The following is a 3,607-nucleotide window of genomic DNA, read 5'->3' as shown; positions in this document are numbered from 1 at the left end:
GGTCCGCGGGGGCTGAGCCCCGCGGACCGCGCGCGCTCGCTCAGTGCGCGAAGTGGCGGGCGCCGGTGAAGTACATCGTCACGCCCGCGGCGGCCGCGGCCTCGACGACCTCGGCGTCGCGGATCGAGCCGCCCGGCTGCACGAGCGCGCGCACCCCGGCGTCCAGGAGGATCTGCGCGCCGTCGGCGAACGGGAAGAACGCGTCGGAGGCCGCGACCGCGCCGCGGGCGCGCTCGGCGCCGGCGCGGGAGACGGCCAGGCGGCAGGAGTCGACGCGGTTGACCTGGCCCATGCCGACGCCGACGGACGCGCCGTCGCGGGCGAGCAGGATCGCGTTGGAGCGCACCGCGCGCACGGCGCGCCAGGCGAACGCGAGGTCGGCCAGGGTGCGCTCGTCGGCGGGCTCGCCGGCGGCGAGGGTCCAGCCGGCCGGGTCGTCGCCGTCGGCGTCGAGGCGGTCCAGGTCCTGCACGAGCACGCCGCCGGAGACCCAGCGCCACTCGGCACCGCCGCGCCCGTAGCCCTCGGGCAGCTGCAGCAGGCGGACGTTCTTCTTCTCGCGCAGCACCTCCAGGGCCTCCGGCTCGAAGCCGGGGGCGACGACGACCTCGGTGAAGACGGGCGCGACCTGCTCGGCCATCGCGCGGGTGACGACGCGGTTGGCGGCGATGACGCCGCCGTAGGCGGAGACGGGGTCGCAGGCGTGGGCGGCCGCGTGCGCGGCGGCGACGTCCTCGCCGACGGCGATGCCGCACGGGTTGGCGTGCTTGATGACGGCCACGGCGGGGGCGTCGTGGTCGAAGGCGGCGCGCAGGGCGGCGTCGGCGTCGACGAAGTTGTTGTACGACATGGCCTTGCCGTGCAGCTGGACGGCCTGGGCGATGCCGGGCGCCGCCGTGGGGTCGACGTAGACGGCGGCCCGCTGGTGGGGGTTCTCGCCGTAGCGCAGGACGTCGGCGCGCTCGAGCGCCACGCCGGTGACGGCGGGCCAGCCGGCGTCGGCGTCCTCGAGGGTCTGCTCGGCGAACCAGCCGGCGACGGCGGTGTCGTAGGCGGCGGTGTGCGCGAACGCCGCCGCGGCCAGGCGGCGGCGCTGGGTCAGGTCGAAACCCCCGGCGCGCACGGCGTCGAGGACGTCGCCGTAGCGGGCGGGGTCGACGACGACGGCGACGCTGGGGTGGTTCTTGGCCGCGGCGCGCACCATGGACGGCCCGCCGATGTCGACCTGCTCGACGACCTCGTCGAACCCGGCGCCGGAGGCGACCGTGGCGGCGAACGGGTAGAGGTTGACGACGACGAGGTCGAACGGCTCGACGCCCAGGTCGGCGAGCTGGCGCACGTGGTCGTCCAGGCGGCGGTCGGCGAGGATCCCGGCGTGCACGCGCGGGTGCAGCGTCTTGACGCGCCCGTCGAGGCACTCGGGGAACCCGGTGAGCTCCTCGACGGGCGTGACGGGCACCCCGGCGGCGGCGATGCGCGCGGCGGTGGAACCGGTGGAGACGATCGAGACGCCGGCGGCGTGCAGCCCGGTGGCCAGCTCCTCCAGCCCGGTCTTGTCGTACACGCTCACCAGGGCGCGCTTCACGGGCACGGTCGTGGTCTGCTCGGCCATCAGCTCGGGCTGGTCCTCTCCTGCGGGGAGTGCGGGGCGGCGGGGGTCGTCGGATCGGTGGTGCGGGCGCGGGTCAGGCGCGCCACGACGTCGACGAGCAGGCGGCGCTCGGCGACCTTGATGCGCTCGTGCAGGCTCGCCTCGTCGTCGTCGTCGGCGACGCGCACGGCGACCTGGTCGAGGATCGGGCCGGTGTCCACGCCGGCGTCGACGAGGTGGACGGTGCAGCCGGTGACCTTCACGCCGTGGGCGAGGGCGTCGCGCACGCCGTGGGCGCCGGGGAAGGACGGCAGCAGCGCGGGGTGGGAGTTGACCAGCCGGCCGCCGAAGCGCTCCAGCAGGGGCGCGCCGACGACGCGCATGAACCCGGCGAGGACGACGAGGTCGGGCTCGTGGGCGGCGACGGCGGCGGCGAGCGCGGCGTCCCAGGCGGCGCGGTCGGGGTGCTCGCGGGGCGGGACGGCGAAGGCGGCGGCCCCGGCGGCGCGGGCGCGCTCGAGCGCGGGGGCGGCGGGCTTGTCGGAGCCGACGGCGACGACGGAGAACGCGGGGTCGTCGGCGTCGAGCAGGGCCTGCAGCAGGGAGCCGGAGCCGGAGGCGAGGACGACGACGCGCGCGGGTCCGGTCTGCACGTGCACGGACGATAGCCCTCGCGCGGGGGGCTCCCCGACCACGGCCCCGACCACCCGGTCGACTGGACACGGTCCGTCAGCGTGGACGCTGTCCACCCGGTCGGCGGGCCGGTAGGTTCACCCCATGACCGATCCGACGGCGGACGTCCCCGCGGTCGCGGTCGTGGGGGTGCACGGTCACGGCGCCTCCCACGTCGCGCGCGCCCTGCAGGCCCAGGCGGAGGGCCGGGCCCGGCTGACCGCCGTCGCCGACCCCCGCGCCGGGGAGGCGGACCACGTGCCCACGGGCGTGGCCCGGCACCCCTCGCTGGACGACCTGCTCGCCGCCGGCGTGCCGGACGTCGTCGTGCTGAGCACCCCCATCCACACGCACGCCGAGCTGGCGACCGCGGCGATGGAGGCGGGCGCCGCGGTGCTGCTGGAGAAGCCGCCGACCGCCACGCCCGCCGAGCTGGACGCCCTGCTGGCCACCTCCCGGCGCACCGGGCGCCCCTGCCAGGTCGGCTTCCAGAGCCTGGGCTCGCAGGCCCTCGACCACGTCCGCGAGCGCGTCGCGGACGGGCGCCTCGGCGAGGTCACCGGCTGGGCGGCCACGGGCTGCTGGATGCGCCCGCGCAGCTACTGGCAGCGCTCGTCGTGGGCGGGGCGGCGCGTCCTGGACGGCCGCGTCGTCGCCGACGGCGTCCTGACCAACCCGCTGGCGCACTCGCTGGCCACGGCGCTCGCGGTGGCCGGTCGGCAGGAGACCGCCGACGTCCTGGCCGTGGACCCCGACCTGTACCGCGTCAACGACGTCGAGGCCGACGACACCTCCTCGCTGCGGGTGCGGCTGCGGGAGTCCCCGGACCTGCTGGCGGCGGTCACGCTGTGCGCGGGCGAGCGCGGCGAGCCGGCCGTCGTCGTGGAGGGCACCGCGGGGCGGGCCACCCTCTACTACGCCGTGGACGTCGTCGTGGAGGAGGTGCCCGGGCGTCCGCCGCTGGTCACCCGGCACGCGCGCACCGAGCTCCTGGACGACCTGCTGGCGCACCTGCGCACGGGCGCGCCGCTGCGCTCGCCGCTGGCGGACACGGGAGCCTTCACGGCCGTGCTGGACGCCGTGACGCGCTCGGCGCCCCCGCACCGGGTCGAGGAGCGCTTCGTCGAGCGGGTGCCGCTGCCTGGCGGGGACGAGCACCGGCGCCTGCGCGGCGTCGAGGAGGCCGTCGCCCTGGCGCTGTCCCGGCGCGCCCTGTTCCGCGAGCTCGACCTGCCCTGGACCCGCACCCCCTGACGCCGGCCCCTCCCGCCGCCCCACCCCCGCCCTCCTCGACGCCCGACGCCCCCACCCCTCCGTGATCTCGCTGGGAATCCCAGCGAGATC

The 3,607-nt window shown here is 77.4% G+C and carries 3 protein-coding genes; 1 reads left to right on the top strand and 2 read right to left on the bottom strand.

The annotated features are described in order from the left end of the window. Positions 1–40: 40 nt before the first annotated feature. Together purH and purN are read right to left on the bottom strand one after the other, a co-directional pair. Positions 41–1,612, bottom strand: a complete 1,572-nt coding sequence (gene purH / locus ACRYMY_RS19580) for a bifunctional phosphoribosylaminoimidazolecarboxamide formyltransferase/IMP cyclohydrolase (RefSeq protein WP_432548886.1) — start codon at positions 1,610–1,612, stop codon at positions 41–43. After that, positions 1,612–2,244 (bottom strand): phosphoribosylglycinamide formyltransferase, encoded by a 633-nt coding sequence (gene purN / locus ACRYMY_RS19575; protein ID WP_432548885.1) that lies wholly within the window; start codon positions 2,242–2,244, stop codon positions 1,612–1,614. The genes purH and purN overlap by 1 nt, the downstream gene beginning before the upstream one ends. Positions 2,245–2,368: 124 nt before the next feature. Here purN and ACRYMY_RS19570 point away from each other — a divergent pair, with 124 nt between their 5' ends. Further along, positions 2,369–3,517 (top strand): Gfo/Idh/MocA family protein, encoded by a 1,149-nt coding sequence (locus ACRYMY_RS19570; protein WP_432548884.1) that lies wholly within the window; start codon positions 2,369–2,371, stop codon positions 3,515–3,517. Positions 3,518–3,607 lie beyond the last annotated feature (90 nt).

Origin of the sequence: Kineococcus haloalkalitolerans, from assembly GCF_050871905.1 — a bacterium.
In the GTDB taxonomy this organism is placed as follows: Bacteria; Actinomycetota; Actinomycetes; order Actinomycetales; family Kineococcaceae; genus Kineococcus.
Note: the sequence above shows the minus strand (reverse complement) of the source record. Positions and strands in the feature narration are given on the sequence as shown.

Bases quoted from the DNA above. Each gene is read 5' to 3' on its own strand.
- purH (WP_432548886.1), bottom strand. From the start codon at position 1,612: ATGGCCGAGCAGACCACGACCGTGCCCGTGAAGCGCGCCCTGGTGAGC.
- ACRYMY_RS19570 (WP_432548884.1), top strand. From the start codon at position 2,369: ATGACCGATCCGACGGCGGACGTCCCCGCGGTCGCGGTCGTGGGGGTG.